Origin of the sequence: Alkalihalophilus lindianensis (assembly GCF_032843265.1) — a bacterium.
Lineage (GTDB): Bacteria > Bacillota > Bacilli > Bacillales > Bacillaceae_D > Alkalihalophilus > Alkalihalophilus lindianensis.
In genome coordinates, this window is record NZ_JAWJBA010000002.1 from 349,553 (window position 1) to 374,401 (window position 24,849).

General features: G+C 37.7%; 19 protein-coding genes. 4 read left to right on the forward strand and 15 right to left on the reverse strand.

The genetic code is table 11. The annotated features are described in order from the left end of the window. The 5 genes from sftI to RYX56_RS08415 form a co-directional block, all read right to left on the reverse strand. Entirely contained in the window at window positions 1–1,356 is a 1,356-nt protein-coding gene (gene sftI / locus RYX56_RS08395) for a sulfoquinovose isomerase (protein WP_317121621.1), read from the reverse strand. A gap of 74 nt (window positions 1,357–1,430) precedes the next feature. Then, window positions 1,431–3,470, reverse strand: coding sequence for an alpha-glucosidase (locus tag RYX56_RS08400; RefSeq protein WP_317121622.1), 2,040 nt, complete (start codon window positions 3,468–3,470; stop codon window positions 1,431–1,433). 25 nt (window positions 3,471–3,495) lie between these two features. Next, a complete protein-coding gene (locus tag RYX56_RS08405; protein WP_317121623.1) occupies window positions 3,496–5,271 on the reverse strand; it encodes a solute:sodium symporter family transporter in 1,776 nt (591 codons plus the stop codon). Window positions 5,272–5,297: 26 nt separating this feature from the next. Beyond that, window positions 5,298–5,957: a DUF4867 family protein gene (locus tag RYX56_RS08410; RefSeq protein ID WP_317121624.1), complete on the reverse strand. Its 660-nt coding sequence runs from the start codon at window positions 5,955–5,957 to the stop codon at window positions 5,298–5,300. 484 nt (window positions 5,958–6,441) lie between these two features. After that, window positions 6,442–7,329: an amidohydrolase family protein gene (locus RYX56_RS08415; RefSeq protein ID WP_317121625.1), complete on the reverse strand. Its 888-nt coding sequence runs from the start codon at window positions 7,327–7,329 to the stop codon at window positions 6,442–6,444. Between the two features lie 353 nt (window positions 7,330–7,682). Between RYX56_RS08415 and RYX56_RS08420 the strand changes: the two genes are divergently transcribed. The 3 genes from RYX56_RS08420 to RYX56_RS08430 all read left to right on the forward strand — a co-directional run bounded on the left by RYX56_RS08420 (window position 7,683) and on the right by RYX56_RS08430 (window position 9,497). Continuing rightward, window positions 7,683–8,513 (forward strand): hypothetical protein, encoded by an 831-nt coding sequence (locus tag RYX56_RS08420; RefSeq protein WP_317121626.1) that lies wholly within the window; start codon window positions 7,683–7,685, stop codon window positions 8,511–8,513. Between the two features lie 104 nt (window positions 8,514–8,617). Beyond that, entirely contained in the window at window positions 8,618–8,905 is a 288-nt protein-coding gene (locus RYX56_RS08425; RefSeq protein WP_317121627.1) for a helix-turn-helix domain-containing protein, read from the forward strand. Between the two features lie 88 nt (window positions 8,906–8,993). Further along, complete coding sequence (locus tag RYX56_RS08430; protein WP_317121628.1) at window positions 8,994–9,497, forward strand: competence protein ComK; 504 nt, start codon at window positions 8,994–8,996, stop codon at window positions 9,495–9,497. 232 nt (window positions 9,498–9,729) lie between these two features. Here RYX56_RS08430 and RYX56_RS08435 read toward each other — a convergent pair whose 3' ends face one another. Both RYX56_RS08435 and RYX56_RS08440 read right to left on the reverse strand, forming a co-directional pair. Continuing rightward, complete coding sequence (locus tag RYX56_RS08435) at window positions 9,730–10,038, reverse strand: hypothetical protein (RefSeq protein ID WP_317121629.1); 309 nt, start codon at window positions 10,036–10,038, stop codon at window positions 9,730–9,732. A gap of 15 nt (window positions 10,039–10,053) precedes the next feature. Further along, window positions 10,054–11,658 carry a T7SS effector LXG polymorphic toxin gene (locus RYX56_RS08440; RefSeq protein WP_317121630.1) on the reverse strand — a complete coding sequence of 535 codons (1,605 nt, stop codon included), beginning with the start codon at window positions 11,656–11,658 and terminating at the stop codon, window positions 10,054–10,056. 593 nt (window positions 11,659–12,251) lie between these two features. Between RYX56_RS08440 and RYX56_RS08445 the strand changes: the two genes are divergently transcribed. After that, window positions 12,252–13,946 (forward strand): DUF2207 domain-containing protein, encoded by a 1,695-nt coding sequence (locus RYX56_RS08445; RefSeq protein ID WP_317121631.1) that lies wholly within the window; start codon window positions 12,252–12,254, stop codon window positions 13,944–13,946. A gap of 321 nt (window positions 13,947–14,267) precedes the next feature. On the opposite strand, the gene argH is transcribed toward RYX56_RS08445, so the two are convergent. From argH to RYX56_RS08485, 8 genes are all read right to left on the reverse strand, one after another. Further along, entirely contained in the window at window positions 14,268–15,593 is a 1,326-nt protein-coding gene (argH, locus tag RYX56_RS08450; RefSeq protein ID WP_317121632.1) for an argininosuccinate lyase, read from the reverse strand. Beyond that, complete coding sequence (locus tag RYX56_RS08455) at window positions 15,590–17,116, reverse strand: Na+/H+ antiporter NhaC family protein (RefSeq protein ID WP_317121633.1); 1,527 nt, start codon at window positions 17,114–17,116, stop codon at window positions 15,590–15,592. Before RYX56_RS08455 ends, argH begins: the two co-directional genes overlap by 4 nt. A gap of 104 nt (window positions 17,117–17,220) precedes the next feature. After that, window positions 17,221–18,513 carry a hypothetical protein gene (locus tag RYX56_RS08460; protein ID WP_317121634.1) on the reverse strand — a complete coding sequence of 431 codons (1,293 nt, stop codon included), beginning with the start codon at window positions 18,511–18,513 and terminating at the stop codon, window positions 17,221–17,223. 1,010 nt (window positions 18,514–19,523) lie between these two features. Next, window positions 19,524–20,000 carry a hypothetical protein gene (locus tag RYX56_RS08465; RefSeq protein ID WP_317121635.1) on the reverse strand — a complete coding sequence of 159 codons (477 nt, stop codon included), beginning with the start codon at window positions 19,998–20,000 and terminating at the stop codon, window positions 19,524–19,526. A gap of 99 nt (window positions 20,001–20,099) precedes the next feature. Beyond that, window positions 20,100–21,266: a nucleotide sugar dehydrogenase gene (locus tag RYX56_RS08470; protein WP_317121636.1), complete on the reverse strand. Its 1,167-nt coding sequence runs from the start codon at window positions 21,264–21,266 to the stop codon at window positions 20,100–20,102. A gap of 33 nt (window positions 21,267–21,299) precedes the next feature. Next, window positions 21,300–22,187, reverse strand: coding sequence for a UTP--glucose-1-phosphate uridylyltransferase GalU (gene galU, locus RYX56_RS08475; protein ID WP_317121637.1), 888 nt, complete (start codon window positions 22,185–22,187; stop codon window positions 21,300–21,302). Between the two features lie 66 nt (window positions 22,188–22,253). After that, window positions 22,254–23,264, reverse strand: coding sequence for an NAD-dependent epimerase (locus RYX56_RS08480; protein WP_317121638.1), 1,011 nt, complete (start codon window positions 23,262–23,264; stop codon window positions 22,254–22,256). A 203-nt stretch (window positions 23,265–23,467) separates the two neighbouring features. Next, the gene (locus tag RYX56_RS08485) at window positions 23,468–24,832 is read right to left on the reverse strand and encodes an O-antigen polymerase (protein ID WP_317121639.1); all 1,365 of its coding nucleotides are present in this window, start codon (window positions 24,830–24,832) and stop codon (window positions 23,468–23,470) included. Between the last annotated feature and the right edge of the window lie 17 nt (window positions 24,833–24,849).

The following is a 24,849-nucleotide window of genomic DNA, read 5'->3' on the forward strand; positions in this document are numbered from 1 at the left end:
TTATTTGGTAAAGATGGTTGTCTCAATGCCTAATTGGCGACCAAGTTCAATTAGTTCATCTACAACGTCTTCATAGACAATGGCATAATGTGGTTCAAAGCCATCTTCCATTAATGTATAAAGAGTTTCACTAACATTTGTCTCAAGTTGAACTTCTACCGACGTGCCGTTAAATCGTTGCGGAGTATCAAGCGCATTCCCCCTCATAATTAATAGGCGATATCCATCGGTCTCTGTGTAACCTAATCTAAACATTGTCACCCGGCCTGGCTTTAACCCAAACTCTAAGGTGAATCCTAATTTTCGATTAGGGTGGACACCAGCTTTTGCCCCTATTTCAGGATGAGCTAATGAATAGGCTCCTGCTCCGCAATGCCAGAATACAGCGGAATTACTAGCCTCGTTAATATGCACCATGTCGCCTAAATAAGGGGCACTACCATTTGCGAGCTTCCGTAAAATAAACATGGAGATGGAGCCGTGTATATCTGACTCACACGAAGAAACAACACCATCTTCTGTAAATTGGGATAATGTAGAACAAGCCGCTGCTCCTAGTTCATTAAAGAAATCTGGCCAGCACCTTACAGCAATTGCGTTCATTCCTTCTTCATCAATTCTATCTTTTATATACGTTGAAAACTGTGCGAACCGTTCAACTGTTTCATCACTACGATTCAACCCAATCACTTGCTTTTCTGCACGCTCGATCATTCCTACCCATTTTTCTTTAGGAAGCTTTTTACATTCATTAAATGCTTCATACAAGTCAAAATATGTAACGGTCGACCCCACTTTCTCTTTTAACAACTTTTCATCTACATCTGAGAAGAAAAATCCTGGTGGATGCTCTCCAACCACACCAATTTTAAGATTTTTTAAGTCCTTTATTACATTTTGAACAGCTAGCTTTTGCTTTATTTTTCGTATTACTTGAGCTTCATCTGCATTGCCAAATACAAAAGTGAACGGATGATTATTGGACCTCAATACGTGACTAGTGCTATTACCACCTGTTAAAGAATTTAGCCTTAATCTTCCCCCTACACTTGGTTCACGGACAGACCAAACAATTACTGGTGCCTCTACAAGCTCTATCACTGCTTTAATAAATTCACCATCAGCAAATGTAACACTTTGATAAATCGTTGTTGTGATCGACTCATTATCGATCGTATTTAAGAAATCTGCTAAATCTTCTGGAGATGTGATGATTTCGCTTGGTTCTATAACATGTTCTGTTAGCTGATTAAGCAAATCAGAACTCTTTTTTCGTTGCTCTTCACCAGCTTCTAAATCAAAGGTCTTTCTTCCAATAGGTAAATAAAGGACATTGGTATTAAGCAAGCTCGTCACCCCTTTTTTAGTATCTTTATCATATCATAGGTAGGTATGTTTTAAAATACATTATAACCTTTAGCAACGATTATTTAAATAATCGTTGCTACTCTTTCAAATAAAACTCTATGTTTAGTAGCTTTTCTATAGAAGACAGGAGGTTTCCCAACAGGCGCTTCTACTTCTACATATCCACCGTTATACTCCACTCCACTCCACAGGTGAACCCACTGATCCTCCGGTAAATAAACGGTCCACTTATCCTTTCCTTCTTCATGGACTGGAGCAACAAGAATGTCAGAACCCAGCATGTATTGATACTTGATATCATAAGATAGTTCATCCTCTTCATATTCCATAAACAATGGTCGTTGAACAGGAATTCCTTCTGTGGCGTTTAGCTTTACAGCTTCCTTCAAGTAAGGTCCAAGTTCAACATATACATTCGTCATTTTCACAAAATGATCCAATGTTTCATCATCACCATCAAACTGGAAACAATCATCCGGTCGATTCCCCTCATGCGTTCTCATAACTGGAGTAAATGCAGCCATCTCAGCCCAACGAAGTAAAAGTTCCTTCGAGCGTTTATTTCCATGTAAGCTGGTATAACCACCTATGTCACTATGTGAGATTCCACATCCAGATAATCCTGCAGATAATGCTGCTGGAATCACTGACGCTAAGCCGTCATCTAAGCTCCAGTCAACACTTTGATCTCCTGCCCACAAGAGCGGACAATACTTTTGATTACCTGTATAACCAGCACGCATAAAATAAACAATATCTCCCCAACGTCCGCTTTCCTTTAGAGCATCATGATTCGCTTTCGCCCACATAGCTGGCCATGCATTATGCATCACCTTAGCTGAAACCCCATTTGATAGCTTTACATCTGTAGGCAGGTATTCTCCAAAATCCGCCATCCAGCCATCTAACCCAAAATTGATCAAGTTCTCTTTGATAACCGAAACATACCACGTATGTGCCTCTTCATTTGTAAAATCGACGACCCCACAATAAAACTCACCAAAATCGACTACGTAATCACTACCATCTTCTTTTGTTGCTAAATAGCCTTTTTCTTTTGCTTCCTTATATAAATGACCTTCTACAGCAACATAAGGATTGATGTATCCTAGGAATTTGATTCCTTGGCTTTTCCACTCATGAATCTTAGTATCTAAATTAGGATACTCTTCTGGATTCCATTTCCAGTTCCACATTAGCCTTTTTCCAAAGGACGTAATTCTCTTTCCTTGCCAATCTTGGCACCACACCGCACCAACTTTTAATCCCTTATTAAGGGCATGATCAATCTTTTCTTGAACCTTCTCTGTTCCACCTTGGATCCCTAACCAAATTCCCTCATATGTCCAATCAGGAAGTTCAGGCTGTCTACCTAGCCTTGCTGTTAATCGCGTAACTAGTTCCTTATAGGTTGAGCCGCATTCAAACAGGATGGACTGCGGCACTTCCCAAATTTGAAGCTCATGAAATGACTCTTGGCGAAAATCGAAATCTGCATAAGCAGTTGTTTCTACATGGCAGAAGTACTTTCTTGTTGATAGAAATGTAGGCTGTGGGAAGTTTGTATTGTAGTAGTCTCCTCCCGCCTTATCTTTCACATCTGCTTGCCAAGTTGTATAGGTGTTCTTATTACGCCCCACACCAGGTTCAGATGTCCAAAGGGGGAAGTTTTTCCCTCTTAGGTTCAGATAAGACAGCTGTTCACCACAACCATAGACTTTCTCTTCTTGATCTGCGTGAAGACGCATCCAAAAACGATTTATACTCTTATCTAAACGGTCAAAAGAAACTCTTAACCCCTCCTGATCTTGTTCTAGCTTAATAGAAAGAACATCTTCATCATTTGAAAAACGTTTTAGAGTAATCGTTATAAGGTCTTCATTATGTAATACTTTGGCATAACGAAGAGGTACACGTTCTTCAAGGTAATCTTCTATTTTGAAGTTTCCACGATACATATCAATAGATTCTTCACCAGAGCCCACAAAGATAAAAGGTCTTTTAGTTTGATGTGAGAATAACAAGGTTCCTTCTAAAAGAACATCAAAGCCATTATCGTGTTCTACTACCTCAAATGATTTCATTACTAATTGTTTATCCATGATGCAGTCTCCCTCTCTTCATTCACTAAATTACTTTCTCATTATTATTTGCATGATCAACATGTTGAGTATGACTACGTTCTAAGACCACTGCATACTTCTTGTTCCAACTCGTCAGAGCTTTAATGTAAAGTCCAACTGTCACAACGGTTAAAGTAATCATTGCAGGCCAGAACCATTGAGACACAATACCGTCCGCATAAGCTACTCCAATTGGCGAGAAGACAATATACATCGCGACAACTAAGCTTAATAAAATGACTGTGACCGGAATCGCGTGTTTCCAAGGAACCATGTCAACTTTTGGACTAGGTTTAAATTGATATGGTGTCTTAAGTGGACGAATCCTTCCTACAACAATCATGATTCCAACTTCGATTACAAATAAAATCGCTGAAATATGAATAAAATTCATCCCAATAGTAATACCAAACAATTGATTTAATCCCCAAACAAGCATATAGTACGTAATGACGTGGAAGATAATCGCAATTTTAGCCCCTAGTGCAGGAATTCGTTTTGATATAATCCCCACAAGAACAATCGCAATGATTGGGATATTGAAGAATCCCGTAAAGCGGCGAATAAGATCCCAAATCCCATCTGGAGCGTTCATTAACATCGGTGCGATAAAGAACGAAATTAAGGCTAAAACACTACCGAAATATTTACTAATCGTAATTAACTGACGGTCAGTAGCATTCTTATTAAAACCTGCTTTATAAATATCTAATGTAAACATTGTCGCCGCACTATTAAGTAGTGAGTTAAAGCTTGAGAATACAGCTCCTAATAATACAGCTAAGAATAACCCAGACAAGAATGTAGGTAATAAATTAGATACTATAGTTGGATAAGCTAAATCAACCGGATCAATGTTACCACCATATAAATGGAAGGCAATGACCCCCGGAATCATCATTAAGAATGGAACAGCTAACTTATAGAACCCAGAGAAGATAACCCCTTTTTGCCCTTCAGCAAGATTTTTAGCTCCTAATGTTCTTTGAATAACGTACTGGTTTGTCCCCCAGTAGAAGAGGTTCATTAGAATCATACCTGTAAAGATGGTTCCAAATGGGACGGAATCTGTGCTGGAACCGATCGCATTTAATTTATCCGAATGCTCTAAAGTAACCGTTTTCATTCCTTCTAGTGCATTACCATTGCCGAGTGCAATAAACCCTAATATTGGAACGACTAACCCAATTAACAATAACCCTATTCCGTTCAACGTATCAGAAACAGCAACCGCTTTCAATCCTCCGAATATCGCATAGAGGGCACCGATAATTCCTACCACCCAAATGACTAGCCACACCGATTGTTCCAATGAGATTCCAAGTAACTCCGGAACATCAAATAACCTCAAAATAGCTAATGCTCCAGAATACAATACAGAAGGAATGGTGACTAATACGTAACCGAGCATAAAGAGAACAACGGTATAGCGTCTAACTCCTTCATCAAATCTAGTACTTAAAAATTCAGGTAAAGTAGTAAATGCACCGCCAAGATATCTAGGCAAAAGAATCAACGCACAGATAACGATTGCTAATGCAGCAGTTACTTCCCATGCCATATTTGATAAGTTAGCACGATATGCTTGGCCATTTAATCCAATTAGTTGTTCAGCAGATAAGTTTGTCAGTAGTAAAGAACCGGCTATAAATCCGCCTGTTAAACCTCGCCCCGCTAAGAAATAGCCATCTGAATCATTTACAGAGTTCTTTGACTTAATATAGGAGACCCAACCTACTAAAGCCATAAAGATGATACAAGAAATAAGTGTAAATGCCATTGAACTTCCCCCTTTAATACCTTTTCTTATTTGTAAACAACAGCTACATTCTCTCCAACAATCCCTGCGTGTGCCCCTCTAGACATAAAACGCTTATTATCAGGATGAGAGAGTAACCATTTGTTTTTCATAAATAACCATTCATCATAACCTTTATCTTCATCATGTAACGGAGAGTTTGTTCCTTCTGGTAAAATGACCGCACATTTAAACCCTTCATCAGAAACTTTACAAGGTGCTAGATGAAGAGTTGTTTGAAATAACTCTACCGCTGTCCCTTTTGGCACAAAGAAGGCCTGAATATTTTCAACTGAATAATGTCCCTCCTTGATGTCATTCACATGTCCAAGAAGTAATACAAAATCTGTAATGGCTATATTAATTTCACTACTCTTATGAAATTCAAGCCCATTAAGATGAGAGTTCCTCCCATTGCAGTAACCTAGCTGAACACTCATTCCTCCGAAGTATCGACTTTCAACAAGTTGCTTTAACTTGCCTTTTTCCCATTCACTAACGGAAGGTATATAAACGTTACCATCTTCAGGTATGTTAGTGCCCTCCATTAACTGAGCCATGATCCCCACAGGAAAATCAGGTAATACATTTCCAAATTTGCGGAACTGATCATCCCTTACAGATGATAGCTTAAGCGACTTATTAAGCGTTTTCAATTCTTCAATCATCTTAACACCCCACCAAAAGTAGTTATCTTTAATTAAACATCATTACCTTTGTCGTTATTATATTGTTAACTTTCTAAATATTCAAGCAAAACTTCACATTTTGGTCAAATTTATTCTCGAGAAATCTAAATAAAGGTAACTATATATAACAAAAACATCATAACCAATTATAATCAGACTATTCCTTGTTTGGCAACCATAAACTTACACACTCTTTCCTTTAGTGAAGCTATACTAAAACATATGTAGGGAGAGCAAGATACCTGCGCCCATAGGGGACGCTCCTTAGAATTTTAAGTTAAGCTACTTAAGTGTAATGAAGAATAAAACAAGCCCACTAAACTAAAAGTTTAGCAGGCAAATAGGCTATTTTCATTCGAAACCACTTTTCATTCACCAAATTCCAAGAAAAAAGGATGAATGGATTTCTCCCATTCACCCTTTGCTTATAGTGCATAATGCTTCCTGAACGTTTCTTGGGAATTTATTCGTTCTGCATGAAAGACTGGTCTATACTTTTTATTAAGTCTATAAAATTCTTTCCTAAAATCCATTCCTTCTGTTCTTGAGGAATGTCTAAAGAATCAATCCAACTCCTTTTTTCTGAGTAATCGTACTCATTAAACTTATTCATTCCATATGGACCATCGCAGCCAAACAATACTTTCCGATATCCAAGTGCCTGAACTACACTTCTTACGATAGAGGGGGTAAGGTAATCACTTGATGTGTCCACGTAAACACTGGGTTTTTCCTTTGCATATTTCCAAAAGCTTTTCCAAAAAGGAACCCCGGCATGAGCATAAATAATTTTGAGATTGGGATATTTGTCAGGTAAATATTTGTAGGATTCTGGTTCTGAAGATAGATGAATGATCATTGGGATGTCTCTGTTTTCGCATAGGGCTCCAATGAAATCGAGTTCTTTAATACGATATTTATGCATAAACGGATGGGCTTTTACTCCAATAAACCCAGGTAGGTTAAGATATGACTCTAACGTCTCCACAGATTCTGGAACAGTTGGATTAACGGCAGCCCAGCCCAGAAAACGATTAGGATAGCGATTTATCGCATTTGCTACAATGTCATTATTTGGCTCGTTAAAAATCTTAAAGCTTCCATTGACTTTAAAGTAACCATCTTTAACTAATCCATCATAAAGCTTGAGACCTATATTGGGGAAATTCATGATTAAAAAGCGAAATAAGCGGTGTAAGTTATCCTGATATGTGCTTTCTTTTTCGTACATGGTTTCATTAAAAGGTGGAATTAATGCGGTTTTATCAACATTGTTTTGATCCATTTCTTCAATCATTTTATCTAGCTCTAACATCGTTTCATCCACATGGAAATGACAGTCAATAACCATTTGTAATTTCAGCCGTCCTTTCTCATTAAAGCTAAAAGTTTTAAAATTGGAATATTTAGAATCATATAAACTCTATCACATTCCTTTTAAAGTTACCACAAACTGGATTAGGACTGAATCATCCTCCTTCGCCCCACGACGGAGGTTTTTTATTATTTCATACACATAATAAAAAACACCCATTTTCCCAAAACACCTCTTTTTTCACCTCTTATTCTGTCATTTTTACCCCTAAAAACCCCCGAAACCCGCATTCCACCGTTTTCATTTTTCAATTTTGCCCATATGCTCTTATTCGCCGCCCGCTGTATGCTGAGTCTACTTAAAGCAACCTACCTAAGGAGGCAGTCTATATGCAGTCAGGTCGTATTGATCAATTCACTCATTTAAGCTCATTTTCCTCAACCGAAGAATTTAATAAGGCAATAACTGTTCATTTCAAACAACATTTTCATCTATTCACGAAAGGAGAGGTGATAGCTCTGAAAAGGTTAATCCGCTATAGCGTCAAGCATAACGGCGTGTGCAATGCCAGGGTGGCGAAAATGGTCGAAGCGACTCATGAGAGTGAGAAAGGGATTTCTCGTTCAACCTTTGAGAGAATGCTAAGAAAAGCGAGGCAGTTGAAGATCATTGAGGTTCATCATACCGTTCGCAAAAGCGGAGGATTCTCTCACTGTGTCTATGTTTTTCTTCCACCTGCTGTAGCCAATGAGACACAATTGACGGAGCGTGAAGAAGCCGAAAAGCCTGATCCACCAAGTGTTGAATTCCATAATTCCACTCCTAAAGCTATTAAAAAACATAAAGCTATAAATCAAGTTCAAGATCATAGTCATACTAGTACAGCCGCTCCTTCAATCGATGATGATCTCCCTCCCTACATTCCAGAACGCTTCAAACATGTGACAAGTTCCTTCTCCCACCTTGCTCCGAAATTCACCGAGCGACTATGGTACAGTGCCCTATCCGCTTACAAACAAACAGGACAAACCGACCCAATTGAAGACTCCCTTCCTCTCATGATTCAAGCTTTTAAAGTCACAATCGCGAAATACAAAACCAACCAAATTGAAACGAGCATCTTTCAATACTTTTACGGAACCTTCCTTGCGATGCTCGCAGCTGAAGATCGAAAAAGAGCCGCAGAACGCCTTGGATTTCCGTCATGGCTTATGAAATAACAAAAAAATTCAAGCAACCCACTAAAATATCTCGAAATACCGGTTATAGCCGGTGTTCGTTCTCTTCTAGCCCATTAATAATTTGAGGAAAAGGGGCAAGAAGGTTGAAGGAAAAACCAATTTTAAATATAAAAATCGGCCAAGTGATTCGCAACAGGCGTAAGATGCTAGGAATGACGATTGAAAAACTCGCCGCAGAATCGAGAGTGAACGAAAAGCACCTCGGTGACATTGAACGCGGATTAGCCACAATCAAATACCCTACACTGTTAAAAATTGAAAAAGGACTAGGGTATAAAAAGCCAGGACACTTAAGCAATGATGAAGAAATTCTTAAACTTTATGAAAAACTATTTGAGCACGTAAAAGATAACGACAAAGAAGAAAAGTAGAGCCTCGAGCTCCCTTTTCTTCGTCCCCTCCCCACTACGATTCGCACTCGACATCCTACCTCTAACCCCATTAAGGAGAGATTCCCCTATGACAATTCCAATCCTTTTAAGCTACGAAATAAACCGCAACACAATGGCGCTTCTGCCAGCATTCCACACCGATTACGACACTATTGTTCTTGAATTAGACCATACCTACTACGTAAAGGAAACCAGCCTGATGATGATGGAGAGAGCCTGTATTGAAGGTGGTTCAACCTATGATGGCAGACGAGAAGCAGTAAGTACCTTAATTAATGTTCACAGTAAAGTACCGATCCCGATCGACCCCACCGACCACCTCTACACATTCCCGACACACTCACCGACAAAGATGGTTTGCATCTGGATCTTCTATCACCACATCACAACCTTTAAGCCTCTCCCTAAGTCCCCTCACAAAACCCTAATCACCTTCACCAATTCCGAACAACTCACCATTGATGTCTCCTATACTACCTTTGAAAAACAAATGCAGCGAACCTCCTATTGTATTGTCCGGTTAACGCATAGACCATTTGAGCGACGGAGGAAGTTGCAGGTTGTGGAGTAAAAGCTTCAAGATAAAATAATTCCCGGCAAAATATGAGGAATTTCAGGGAGTAAGTGAGTTTGGAACAAATTTATTAGATATAATTAGAAATAATGATTCTACATCAAAATATCATCGTAATATGTTATAAACAAAGCATTAGAATTGCTTTTTAGACTTGAATACATGAAAGAGCATACTAATTAAGCATGCTCTTTCAGTGTTATAATAAATCCTTTATGTAACCCGCACCCTATTCTATCTTCACCAAATTCCACAATCGATCATTCAGTTCGCTAATAGGCTTATTAATTCTAATCCTTTCCTTCGTGTCTTCCTTCCACACATGAAAATCTGTTAATCCTCCTCTACTAGGGTACAGATTTTCGACTATCAAACTAATTTCACGCTTTTTTAGTTCGTTACTGTCATGAGATTTAACAATTGTTAATATTTCCTCTAGCTGACCTATTTGATAGGTGATTTGTCCATTATCATATCTTTTTAAAATAGGTAATAAATCCTTCACTGTCATTTCAATAGCCTGTATATTACTGTCCATGGTATCAACTCCATATTATTTTAATCGACTAGAACCTTTCACTTGAACGCCTTCTATGTTCCATGGTTCTTTGATGTATATTTGGTTAATATCTAACCCACCTTGATAAATGTCTCCTTGAGTTCCCACTGGACCTTTATAAATCGTCGTACCAGAAGGTATTTCAATTTTGTAGACTGTACTTAGATGAGATGTTCCAGTTAAAACACCATTTTTATCTAACCACTGTTCTTTAACTGCTGTATTTATCCTTACTTGAGCTGCTGAGCTAGGAGGGATTTCAGTGAACCATTGACCTAGTGGACTATTAGAATCACCTGCTCTATAAAAACTTTTTGATTCACTTAAAACTTCTACATCATATCTACCACCATAGAAATTCTGATTAGGTTGCCCTCTAAAACTAGCCAAAGGTCCTGGGTTATCAAAAGAATTATATTTATATCTATAGAGATCATTATACTTTGAAATAGAATTGGACCCATTAGGGATAATAGCTTCTTCTGTACCCTTCCCAGTAACACCCTTAACTCCTTTAACCCCTTTAGAACCTAGTTTAGCAAGGCCTCCTGCGAGAATACCAGCTGCTGCAAAATACTGTTCCCATCCTTCTAACTCTCTTTTAGTGACCGGGTCTACTCCACTTGCAGCTTCTACACCTGCTTTTATATTTCCTACGATTGGAGTAAAATCCAGAACTGTGGAACTAATTTCTTGCGAATGATCTTTTGCCGCTTTCCCCACTGTTTTTGCACCACTTACTACCTGATCTCCAACCTTCTGAAACAAGTTCCGCTCCGACTCTGCAGCTATTGTCTTATTTACGTGAGCAGGTCTCGCACACCTTGGATTTGTCCACTTATCAAAGGCTACCGCTGTCATCGATTGATTCATACTAGAGGCAGGCGACTGCATCTGTTTTAATAATGGAGTAGTTTGTGTTTGCTTCTGAGATAGATTTGAATTCAACATAATAGAGGATTGATGGTATGTCAATTGATTCATAGAAACACTTGATATGCGTATCCCTTCCCCTTGAAACATAGCCTGAATCTCTTGAACATATCTCTCCATCAAAGTGATATCTGCTTCCACTGAATCAAGCGCTGCCGCCTGCTCATAATCAAATTGATGCAATTGCTCAAGAGCCTGATCTTTTTCTTGTCTCGCTTGTAGGATAGATTGCCTCACTTCATCATCTCGAAGAGGAGGAAGAGCTACGATATCAGCCACTTTCTGCATCGTAGCATTCGTTTCGTTGGTGATGTTGACCGTGACCAGTTCCACCTGTCGTAAGCCTTGCTCGACATCTTGTTCTAGAAAGCTTTCTTGAATTCGTCCATTACTTGCCGGTTCGAATGCTTGTAAGGCTGCTGTCATTTGCGAGAGCGACTCGCTATATTGAGTGAGTGATAGCTTGAGATAGTGCAAAAATGGGAGATGACCTTGTTGATAGAAGCGACGAATAGCCGCCCCACCTTCCCCTTTTAACGAATCACTTAAGCCAACAATCGCTGTTACACCTGACTCTATTTGATTTAATTGTTCTATATGTACATCAATCTTGGATTGGACTTCATCTATTCCGTTATGTAAGTCAGACACATCCAATGCTTTCATCCTATCACCTCTACTTCGCTCAAAGAAATCTATGTCTAATTTCCTTCTATTAAAAGGATAAAACAGACAGAAGATGGATTAAATAGGAAAAAGTATGGATATTCATTACTTATTAGCTATTTATTGATCATTATTTTAGAAACAATAGGTATAAATATACAATTAGAGAACTGCGCCTAATCATGTGGGCTTCAACATTTTCCAATATCTTGCTCCATTTGCCGAATTATTGATGAGTTTCGTCGAATTATTACTGATTTTCGTTGAATTATTAGCTACCTTGTTCGAATTACTCATAAATTTGTTCGAAAAAATGCCCACCACTCCCAATCCACATAAAAACCAAGCTGTCACTCCACAACAGCTTGGTTTATTACTTAATTCCCTTGAACCATCTCTTTTTATAGTTATACATAATAAATTCATAGATGATTTCTTCTACTAGTAGAGAAATACTCTTGAGTTCGTCTAAATCTAAACTTAGCTCTTCAGTGGCAGCTATACGTACTACGCAAGTAATAAAAATCCAGTTCATTGAAACTTCTCATTGGCCTACTTCGTATAGTTAAGTAGAAAGGTAGGAGGGATAATGAATGAATAAAAGATTCATAGCTGCAATTTTGATAGCCATTCTCTTTTTTACGCCAACTGAAGTACTCGCTGTTGATTACGACATCACAAACGTCGACATTCATGCTTATCTACAGCCAAATGGGAATGTTACTGTACAAGAGCAGCACACATATGCGTTTAGTGGCACATTCGGAGGAATGATTCGTGAATTAATACCGAAAGAGGGCACTGAGATTGTGCAGCTTGAAGCATTTGAAGGAAATAATCCGCTACCCATTGAAACAGATCAAACAGAGCATCGTATTCACCGAGAAGGGAACGATGAAACCGTAACAATGGACCTCCACTATGAAATCAAAAATGGTGTGGACGTTTATGCAGATGTGGCTGAATTTCACTGGCCGTTTTTTGATAAAGGGAATCAGTCGACTTATGAAAACTTGACCATTTATGTTTATCCACCCACACCTACAACTTCAGTGATTGCCTATGGTTATGATGAAGCTTACAAAACCGAGAATGTTAGTGAAGGCGGAATTGTTCAGTTTGCGATGGGTGAAGTTCCTCGGAAACGAAATGGAGATATTCGTGTTGCCTATAATAAGGAATTGTTCCCTGCTGGCACTCAGATATCCAATAAACGAATGCATGATGAAATTGTTGCGGACAAACAAGCGTTGATAGATGCTGAAGTCTCAAGAACAGAAAGGCGAGAGTTGTTGAGTTCAATCGGACTCGTCATCGTTCCAATTTTTGCTTTCATCTTCCTATTTGTACTTTTCAAAGCCTGGCTTGAATCAAAAAGAAGTAAAAAAGCTTTGATAAGAGAGTTATCCTATTCAAACGTCGTCCCAAAAGCAACGCTATCATTACCTATAATGATTTGTTATATGAACTTTCAACAGTTTCTACCAGAAACAATCGTTGCGGCACTGTTAGATTTAGTTCGAAAAGGTCATGTGAAAAAGGTAGAAAATGATCGCTTCCGTTTAGTCAACCAAAATGGGATGCAGAAACATGAACAAAAATTAGTAAAGTGGCTCTTTACGGAAATAGGGTCAGAGAGTGAATTTAGTTTTGACGATATCGCGACATATCTCAAAAATAAAAACAATCATAAAACGTATCAGGAGTTAAAGGCAAATTGGGAACAGGCAGTAAGAGAAGATTTAAAAGAGGCAGGCATGTATAAAAATAAAGGTAAGTACCGTTTTATGATTGGTTTCATTAGTTTCCTTCTCGTTCCATTCATTATTTTATTTGCTGTACACGGCCTGATGGCACTTATGATACTATCGCTCGTGATCTGTTTTAGTTTGTTGCTGTTTGCGATATGTTATTATCCGAGAACAGTAAAAGGCCTGAAACTGACGCTTGAATGGCGCCATTTCAAACAGCAATATCCAACGATCATGGAATCGACTTGGCACACACTTACAGAAGATGAAAAAATGCGAGCTTTTATTTTGGGATTGGGGATGAAAGATAAGAATATTACCAAGAAAAATGAATCACTGGTTCAAACATTTCAAGCAAGCGGAGCACCGTCAACTACCGCATATGGCTTTGATCCGACATTTCTGATCATTGCTGCAGCTGCTACGTCAAATTTCCGAAATGCCGAGCAAAATGCTGGTATACATGGAAGTTCAGGCAGTTTTACTGGCGGTGGTTCTGGAGCAGGTGGAGGTGGTGGCGGTTCAGGTGCGTTTTAATTGGATACAAAATTTTTGTAGGAGATAACGATGAAACGTTGGAAAATCGGTTAGTTAAATCGTTAAACTATGCATAAATACAGCCAGGTTAAGCATCTCCGCTCAACCTGGCTGTTCATCATTTGTAAGCGTCAAGCAAATTCTCAGCATGCAGATCATTTCCAATATCTTGCTCCATTTATTCGAATTATTGCTGAGTTTGTTCGAATTAACCGCTACCTTGATCGAATCACCCACAAACATCTCCAATTAATTCCCCCCACCCCCAATATCACACACAAAAAAACCAAGCTGCGCACCCGCATCAGCTTGGTTCATCCCTTAACTCTCAACAATCATCTCTTTTTTAATCCCTTTTCTCAGAATATTGTTATACATAATAAACTCATAGATATCTTCTTCTACTACGGGGGATATTTTCTTTAATTCGTCTAAGCTTAGGTCTTCAATGGCTTTATTTTGTTCTTCGCAATAGATGACGATTGCGCCTACTACCCCGTGTGCGTCTCGGAATGGGACATTTTTATTAACTAGGTAATCCGCTACCTCTGTTGCATTTAAGAAGCCTGCTTTAACGGCTTCTTTCATCTTTTCTCTATTCACTTTTAGTGTGCGGATCATCTCGTTCATGATTTTCAAACAAGAGATAGTCGTATCTACACTATCAAAGAAAGGCTCTTTGGCTTCTTGCATATCTTTGTTGTAGGCAAGCGGTAATCCCTTCATGATCGTTAATAACGACATCAGCGAGCCGTATACTCGACCTGACTTTCCTCGAATCAGTTCGGCTGCATCTGGGTTTTTCTTCTGTGGCATGATACTACTTCCTGTTGCGTAGGCATCATCTATTTGAATAAACCCAAACTCCTGGCTGCTCCATACGATTAATTCTTCACTTAGCCTGCTTAGATGCATCATCACTATTGAAAAGTGAGACGTTAACTCAATTAAGTAGTCGCGGTCACTCACTCCATCTAGAAAGTTCTCGACCGGTTGCGCAAACCCCAACTCTTTTGTCGTCATGTCTCTTTTAATCGTATGGGTTGTTCCGGCTAGTGCCCCGCAACCAAGTGGGTTTTCATCCATGATTTCAAGAGCACTTTTGATCCGTTTGGCATCTCTACCTAACATACTCGCATAAGCCCTAAGGTGATAATTAAATGTAACCACCTGAGCACGTTGGAGGTGCGTGTAACCTGGCATGATCACATTTTCTTCTTTTTCTTTGTCTTCTAACGTTCCTTTTAGGTTGTCTATTTCTTTTAGGAGATCTAAGGATTTATTCCTTGCATAGAGCTTCATGTCTAACGCTACTTGATCGTTTCGACTTCTCGCTGTATGTAGCTTTTTCCCCGTCTCTCCAATTCTATTAATTAGATGACCTTCCACAAAGCTATGAACGTCCTCATAATCCCCATCAAAGGTCAGACGATGTTCTTGAACATCTTCTAAAATGGAGTGAAGACCCTGTAATAACTCTTCCTTTTCAATAGAAGTAATAAGATTAGAGCCGAACAACATCTTCACATGAGCGATACTCCCTGTTAGATCTTCAGAAATTAATCGACTATCCATTTCTAACGAAGAATTAAAGTCTTCCATTAGTTGATCTTCTTCTTTTTGGAATCTTCCTCCCCATAATTTCATCCTTTTATATCCATCCCTTCACTCGTCTTTCTTATTTGCATTCTCGAAATGATAACCACTGTTATGGCCATCAATATGATTGCTACGATTAATGAAATAGCACTACCCGTAATACCGGCAATAATGTAGGCTACTAAAGCAACAGATGCATTTAGTACGGCGTAAGGTATTTGCGTTTTCACATGGTCGATGTGATCACAACCTGCCCCTGTTGATGATAAGACTGTTGTATCTGAAATAGGAGAGCAATGATCTCCAAACATACCACCTGATAAAACAGCACCGATACACACTAACATGTGAGCATCAAGTCCGACCGCCATTGGAATCGCTAAAGGAATCATAATCGCGTACGTTCCCCAAGAACTACCTGTAGCAAACGACATCAGAGCCCCTGCAATAAAGAGGATCGCCGGTACAATATATCCAGGAACGTTCCCTTCCATGATTTCAACAATATATAAAGCTGTACCCATTTCACTTAGAACGGTTCCTAACGCCCAAGCTAGTACGAGCGTAATCGCTACATACATCATTTTTTGCATACCAGATAGATAGATTTCAAAGGTTTCGTTGATCTTCTTCACTTTGTAGAGAACCATTAACACAATTAATAAAATACTAGCGAATAAATAAGCGGTACTTAAAGCGATTCGGAAATCACCACCTGCGACTGGTTCAAATGGAAATCCAAAGGTGATCAACAGACCAAAGAGAGTAACAAATAATACTAAAAGTGGAGCCCATATTAATAACGGCTTACTAATCACACCATCATTTAATTCATCCGTTTTTCTAAGTGGCTTAGATGTTTTCCAATAAAGCTCCCCTGTTTCTTGCACTCTTCGCTCGGCCTTTGCCATAGCTCCAAACTCTAGTTTAGTGAGAGCTACTAAAGGAACCATCAAGATAACTAAGAACGAATAAAATTGGAAAGGGATAGCCTGAACAAACGTTGTAAATTCGGAGTCTGTTAAATTTATGTTATCAAACTCTTGCCTAATTAATCCCATTATGTAAACACCCCAACCAATGAAAGGGATTAATACAGCAACAGGAGAAGAAGTTGAGTCAATAATCCATGCCAATTTCTCTCTTGATATTTTTATTTTATCGTAAATTTTTTCGAATACTGGCCCTACGATTAAAGGGGTTCCTAAATCTGAGAAAAAAACGATGATTCCACCAAACCAAGCTGATAATTGCGCCTTCGCTTTTGTATTGATAAATCTGATCGTACTTTTCGCAAAGGCTGCGGCTCCTCCTGATTTCTCCATCAAAGCGACAAAGCCACCTATGAATACGAGTAGTACGAGGACGGCTGCATTGTAGCTATCAGTAAGCTGCGGAAACAAGTAATCACCAATCGTCTCCATCGTTGCTTGAATCGGACGACCATTCGCTAAAATTAATACACCGACAAAAAGACCTGTAAATAAAGATATAATGACATTTTTCGAAATGATCGCAATTAAAATTGCTATAATTGCAGGAAGTAAAGATAAGATCCCCATGTGCTCCATCTACATCACCCCTTTTATAATTAGGGTAAATACCTTTTTATTACCCTAAAATAAGTATATTTGAATTTTCTGATTTCAACAACCATTATTTTCAAACCTAAATTTCATTTTAATTGATACATCTTTTGCGGTCTGCCTCTATTGATGGCATTTTCTTCACCGACATAAGCAATCACGTCAATCTCAACTAGACGGTTTAAAAACCTTCTTGTATTTCTTTTATCCCAGCTTAGTTGATCGGCCACATAATTCACCGTAAATGTACGCTTACCTGACTTGATAATCAAATCACTCAGTTTGTAATAGTTTTTGATGTTAATGTCAGCACTCTTAAACTTCTCAACCAAGTCGAGATCTGTTGAGGTTAATGGGTAGTTATTTTCTCGATTCAATTCATCTACTTCCATCACCGTACGATCGTCTTTCACAATCACAATTCGATTGCTTGCTTTAGCCGCTCTCGAGATGGCCTGCTTCGCATTGGATTGAGCCGAATAGGCATGATCTCCATACCCTATCCCCACGTTCAGTTTCACGTCCCAGTTCTGACGCAATTCTTGCAGCATAGTCTTCATTAAGGGGAGGTCCTTTTCCATCGCTCCTCTTGAACTGAAAATAAGATAACAGCCGCTCCCCTCTTCGATCAGAGAACCATTTACACTCTCACAAAGCTGGACTAACCGTTCTTTTATTTTAAGTTCAATCAATTGTAAGTTATACACACTGCCGGCATCTTCAACTAACTTCTTATAATGATCTATCTCCAGTAATTGGACTGCCACTTGAGTCCCTTTGAAATAAATAGCTTTTATTCGTTCTTCAATTATTTTAAGCGTTTGCATAATTTCCATTTCAGTAGTAGAAATGCGATAAGAAGGAACCTTTTTTAACTGAAGTTTTTGATAGACCTCGTCAAAACAAGTTAACGCCGCTTCCGTTTCTCCACTCTCCCATAAATCATGATGAAAAGTGACAAGTTCTTCGGTGCTTGTATCGATATCAAAGGTTTTAAGACTCATTTTCAAAGAATAAATATTTAATTGTTCCATAGCATTATGTAAATGATCTGTTGATAATTCATCAATACTAACTCGTTCCAAACTTCTTCCATGAGAACAAATGGCTTGAAGCAAGCTCTTATAAATACCTGCCTCTGTATGTTCTATGTAGACTAACTTTTCTTCACTCGCCATTACTTTCTTAGCTATAAAATAGGCTAGTTTACTCGAGAAAACCCAGGTGTCAGCTTTATGGAAATGTTTCTCGATTATCTCTTGAGTGTCTTTTATGTTGTTATAAGGAAACCCTACATATTGTAAATCACTCTCTAGTTTCTTTGTAAGATGTAAAATGGTGTCTACCGTCGAACGTGGTCCAATTACTCCAACTCTGTACATCCTTCACCAACCCTTCTTAGCACGTATAAATAGCCGTCTATGACTCTTCATTCTACAAAAAGCAGCAAAACCCTCTAACGGAATGAAAGTATTGCACACGAACAAGGCCAATAAACTAAAGCTCAGCAGGCATTATGATCGACAATTTTCTAGTAATTCCGGGTGGTGGCAGGCACTCAACACCCAGAGGAGCTTTAAAGTCATACATATTATGTAGAAAGGATTCTATCTATTGATCTTACCCCCATAAATACCACTATGTATAAAGCAATAGTTAGTAGAAAGTATAGCATCAACAATAATACATGCTTATCCTTTACGTTGATTATTCGTCCAATCAAAAAAAAGAAACCAAATGGTACTAATAGTAGTAGAAGAAGAACAATCCTAAACGATGTAAGGAATATGGCTAACAAAAGTAGGATAACAATAACATAAATGAATATCTTCTTAGTGATTTTTTTGAATTTCATAGTCCACAACATTGTTACAGGTACAGCAATTAAATATAGTATAAAAAAACTAATTAGAGAGTACTGCATGTATACGTAATTTATGAAAGTATTTTCATAAGGTGAATTTCTAAAATCTACGTAAGTAATAACCGTGAACAGAAGTGAAGTTAAAGTAATTGATAAATTAGCGATTATTAGTTTCTCTTTAAGAACTTTAAAAATATTAATAATTCTCACCTCTGCGATTGAAAGCTATATTTTTTAGAAATGACTGGCACCAAATCCTGTCATAACAAGTGGGGCTCTATCTGTCCGCATTACTCACTTGGTTCTCTTTATATTTTATAGTTTTAACAAAACGTGTTAATAAAGTGAGCCCTCGAAATTTTTCTTTCAAAAGGGTGCATCTATGATCATACTGATGAACGATTTGTATATATATGACAAACAGAATCTGATTGTTTATTACAAAATAAAGCGCAGGACTTTCGCAAGGATACATGCAGAGTTCTGCATTGTCATTTACTTGACATTAACATTTCATAAACTCTGTGACTAATCGTCCCCATCTATAAAAGCTTTCAATTCCCTAACTTCATTCAGCTGACTATCATATTCCATAATCTCAACATCTTCAGGTATTAAGTGTTTATACGTTCTAATATAATACTCGCCTAAAGTCTCTCCTCTTTTTTCGTTGTAATCCTTTAGAATAAAAAATACTTTTCTATATCCTTGTGACGCTAGGAAGAAATAATACATCGCTTCATTCCATACTGTCATTTTTGCACTAGGTACTTTCCCACTAGAGGTCCATTTGTGTGACTTACACTCTACAATCATTTTTTTAGAGTCACTTGAAATACACCCTAAATCGAAATTACGATTTTTCTTTAATTTACTTACACCGACTGGAAGACAGACCCCTCTATCAAGTAAGATATTATTTCCTTTGAAATAGTCCAATGCCACCTCTTCAAAATCTCTGCCAACGTGAGCATTACTTATAGAATTTTCTCTTTGAAAGTTCATGACTTCACCACCTTTATTCGATTAACTCGTTAAAGTGAAAATCCATAATAGCAGCACCCTCCAAGCTTCTATTGCTCAGAGGGTGCTGCTCTTTCTAAATCAATCCCTATTAAACAAATCTCTCGTATAAACCTTCTCTTCTACATCTTGTAACTCTGCATCGAGTCGATTAGATACGATGATATCAGAAGCTTGTTTGAACTCAGCTAAATCTTGAAGAACTCTAAATCCATCAAACTTGTCTTCTTCTAGAACTGGTTCATAAATGACTACTTCAATTCCCTCGTCCTTCACTTGTTGCATGATTCCTTGAATAGCTGAAGCTCTGAAGTTGTCTGAATCTGTTTTCATCGTAAGACGATAGATTCCTACTACTTTCGGTTCTGCAGCAATGATTTGAGAGGCAATGTGACCTTTTCGTGTATCATTGGACTCAACAATTGCGCTCACGATGTTGTTTGGAATGCCTTCAAAGTTGGCACGTAGTTGCTTCGTATCCTTTGGTAGGCAGTATCCTCCGTAACCAAATGACGGGTTGTTGTAATGTCCGCCAATACGTGGATCAAGTCCCACACCTTCAATAATATCTTTCGTATTTAATCCATTTGTCTCAGCATAAGTATCTAACTCATTAAAGTAAGCTACACGCATAGCTAAATACGTATTAGAAAATAGCTTAACAGCCTCAGCTTCTGTTGAGGCAGTAAAGAGAACAGAAATATCTTCTTTAATCGCACCCTCAGCTAATAGGTTAGCAAACTTCTCAGCTCTTGCTGATTTTTCCCCCACAATAATTCGTGAAGGATATAAATTATCATAAAGAGCTTTTCCTTCACGGAGAAATTCTGGTGAGAACATGATATTCTCAGTTTTGAATCTCTCTTTTACTTCTTTTGTGTACCCTACTGGGATCGTAGACTTAATGACCATGACCGCATTTGGGTTAATCGAAAGAACGGTATCAATCACATTCTCTACTGAACGTGTATTGAAGTAGTTCTTCTCAGGATCATAGTCCGTTGGTGTGGCGATCACGACGAACTCTGCTTCAGCATATGCTTGATTGGGGTTAGTTGTTGCTGTTAAGTTTAACTCTTTTGTGGCTAAAAATTCTTGAATCTCCTTATCTATAATAGGAGATCGTTTATTGTTAATCAATTCTACTTTTTCTGGAACAATATCTACTGCAATGACTTCGTTATGTTGAGCAAGCAATACGGCATTAGAGAGCCCTACATAACCAGTACCTGCAACTGCAATTTTCATTTATTCATACACATCCTTACATCTATTAACCTACTATTTGATCTGCATCTCTTTTTCAAATACTTCCTTCAAATAATTACGGACGTCAGCCTTTAAGTCTTCTCTCTCTAATGCAAAGTCAAGAGTAGCCTTTACAAAGCCAAACTTATCCCCTACATCATAACGAATACCTTTAAAATCATAAGCTAGAACAGCTTGGCTTCTGTTTAATTCATTAATCGCATCCGTTAACTGGATTTCGCCACCTGAACCTGCTGGGATCTTCGTTAAAATATCAAAGATCTCTGGACGCAGCACGTAACGACCCATAATCGCATAATTTGATGGTGCATCTTCTACTTTTGGCTTCTCAACTAAAGATTGAACATTAATGACACTCGGCTCAACTTCATGCCCTTTTGGATCAATAATACCATATTTAGACACATCGTTATCAGCAACCGTCTGTACCCCTACGACAGAAGAATGATAACGATCATAGACATCAATTAACTGTTTTAAACAAGGTGTATCGGATTGAACGATATCATCACCTAATAATACCGCAAATGGCTCATCGCCAATAAAAGACTTCGCGCAAGCAATAGCATGTCCAAGACCTAATGCTTCTTTTTGACGAATGTAATGGATATTCGCCATATTCGAAATGGATGATACTTCATCTAGTAAATCCATTTTCCCTTTTTTAAGCAACGTTTCTTCTAATTCATAGGACTTATCGAAATGATCCTCAATCGCACGCTTACTTCTTCCACTTACGATAATAATATCTTCAATACCAGAAGCAATCGCTTCCTCTACAATATATTGAATCGTTGGCTTATCAACGATTGGTAGCATTTCTTTCGGTTGTGCCTTTGTTGCAGGCAGAAAACGTGTTCCTAGACCAGCAGCTGGAATTATGGCTTTACGGACTTTCATAATTAACACACTCCTTTTATAGAATACAATCAAAAAACCCCTCTTTCCTATGAAAAAGGGGTAGTATTACTTCAAGTTATAATATTCTTTGTACCAATCAACAAACTTTTTAAGACCTTCATCAATTGTGGTAGACGGGTTAAAGCCTGTTACTCTCTGTAGATCATCAATATCAGCATACGTTGCTTGAACGTCACCCGGCTGCATTGGTAAAAACTCTTTCTTCGCTTCTATTCCTAAATGCTTTTCTAGCGTTTGAATAAAGTCCATTAACTTAACCGGTTGATTGTTGCCGATGTTATAGACTTTGTATGGTGCATAACTTGAACTTGCATTCGGTTCTTCACGATTCCAATCAGGGTTGGCCCTTGGTGGATGATCTAGAAGGCGTACAATGCCATCGACGATATCATCAATATAAGTGAAGTCACGCATCATGTCACCGTTATTGAACACCTTAATTGTTTTACCCTCAACGATATTCTTTGTAAACGAATAATAAGCCATATCAGGACGCCCCATTGGTCCATAGACCGTAAAGAAACGAAGCCCAGTCGTAGGGATATTATAAAGGTGACTATACGTATGAGCCATTAACTCATTCGACTTCTTCGTAGCAGCATATAAACTTACTGGATGATTTACTTCATCCGATGTAGAAAATGGCATTTTGACATTGGCACCATATACCGAGCTTGATGAAGCATAGATTAAATGCTTCACATCAAAGTGACGGCAAGCCTCAAGGATATTAACAAATCCCACTAAGTTAGAATCAACATAAGCATGTGGGTTTTCTAAGCTATAGCGGACACCCGCTTGAGCTGCTAGATTGATGACAACATCTATTTTGTGATCTTTAAAAATTGGATTGAAGCTCTCACGATTGGCTAAATCTACTTCATGAAAGTTAAAATTCTCATATTGAGTTAATCGGTCTAGTCGATCATATTTTAATTTTTTGTCATAATAATCGTTAATGTTATCTAATCCAACAACATGATGTCCCTCACCTATTAAGCGTTCTGATAGGAACATTCCTATAAATCCAACCGCCCCAGTAACTAATATTTTCATTGAATTGCCCCTTTTCTTTTCGTGATAAGTAATAGATCCCATAACTAAGCTGAAATTCCCTCAAAAACCCCGGGTGGTGATAGGCACCATAATCTAGCAAAACAAGCATCCATAGACTAGGCTAATACCCTGAATTGACTACTGATATTCGAATACATCCCAGTTAACTTTTCTGGTCGGATTGAATTTTATTTAAAACACATTTATTGTTTGGCTTTCATATAATCAATGTTTTTTATAAATTCACTTCTAGGTTTTTTTAGTATGAAAGTATCTTTTTCAAGTATGTGCTTAATAAAGAAGACTAAGATTAAAGGAAGTGCTATGTGTTTGCTGAAATATGTTAATATTGTTGCAAAATCACCCCTGTTAGCATATATAACTATTGGTATCAAAATTATATATATAAGCGCCCAAATCAATCCTGTATGAGCCTTTTTATAAAGGTATTTTAGTATCAAACCTAAGATAGCAAACCATAGTATTACACCTAGTATACCAAAATTTAAATATCCTTCAGCTACTAAAGAAAATCCGTTACCACCCCCACTAGCTACAAGTTCTGGATAGAAATTCTGATTGAACCAAGCCCCTGGTGAAGTAGAATTAATAAATGCTGCAATCTTCAAGTCCCAGATCAGTGTTTCTCCATTAAAATAAGTCCATGAGTCTGAACCAGAGATTAGTGTATATAAATTCCTTGAAGCCGATCTAAATTCCCCGCCAAATATGTCTACTATCAACGATTCATTTCTAACACTCTCTCGCTCTCCAAAAGCTAGGTTTTTCATATTACTTAAAATAGAAATTGCAAATACTCCTATAATCCCCATAGTTAAAATTAATTTCTTTTTAATTCTACGATGGAAAAAATGTACTATAAAAATGGTACCTAGTATCATTCTTAACAAGATATCTCTTTCACCAGCGATAATTAATATTAGTAATGCAAATGTGATTGTAAATATAAAGAAAATTTTCGGGAATTTTTGGTCTTTAATCAATTTATAGGTAAACAGAATTAAATAACTGAATACTAAAATAGAAAAGAAACCATGGAAACTAGAGTATATTGATTGATCTAGTGCAATTGCATATTTAGAAGTCAACCCTCTAGTATAAATATATATTAAATAGACTGATGATAAAATTAAGGAAACTGAAAATATAGGTATTAAAATGTATTTTATATTTCTTAAAATTGTTAGGTCATATGTCTTTTTTAAGTCACTATTTCTACCTACAAAAATAATAAAAGTTAACAATGCAACCCACTGTACAAATAATGTATATTCATAAATTGAATTAAAAGGGAATTCACCAACTAATATAAGCATAGGCATAGATACAGAATACATAAAAAATAATGGAGGAAACCAAGTTAATGGGTGTAATAAGTTCATTCCGCTTATAAACCAAGAAAGTATAACCAATATAGAAAGGGCTAAAATACCACCTATAAGACTCGGTCCCCAAAACAACAAAATTATAGAAAAGCTAAAACCAAGTATAATAAGGCTTGCCTTTAGATATATCTTATTAATATTACTCTCATTTAAATTTCCCAAATAATTACACCCCCTTA